Source organism: Pseudomonas viridiflava (assembly GCF_900602065.1).
Taxonomy (GTDB): domain Bacteria; phylum Pseudomonadota; class Gammaproteobacteria; order Pseudomonadales; family Pseudomonadaceae; genus Aquipseudomonas.
On sequence record NZ_UWFN01000362.1, the window covers coordinates 1 to 363 of the forward strand.

Below are 363 nucleotides of genomic sequence, written 5' to 3' on the forward strand. Positions count from 1 at the left end.
CGGCCACAGCGCGCTGACCCGCATCCAGCGCCGCCGACCCGATCTGATCCTGCTCGACGCCATGATGCCCGGCATGAACGGGTTCGAGACCTGCCGCCAGATCAAGGCCCAACCTGACACGGCCAACATCCCGGTGCTGTTCATGACCGCCCTCACCGACAGCGAACATGTGGTGCAAGGCTTCGAAGCAGGCGCCATCGACTACGTGACCAAACCCATACAGTGCACTGAAGTCCTGGCACGCGTCGCCTCTCACCTGCGCACCGCACGCATCCTGCAATAGGCCCGCGACGCCTCGCAACCCGCCAGCTTCGACGACATGCCCGCCTACGGAAAACTTTCAAGCCGCTTCCAAGTGACCGA

1 pseudogene is annotated in these 363 nt (G+C 63.6%); it reads left to right on the forward strand.

What is annotated here, in order from left to right:
* Positions 1–363, forward strand: a pseudogene (locus EE949_RS28975) (response regulator); the annotation flags it as partial.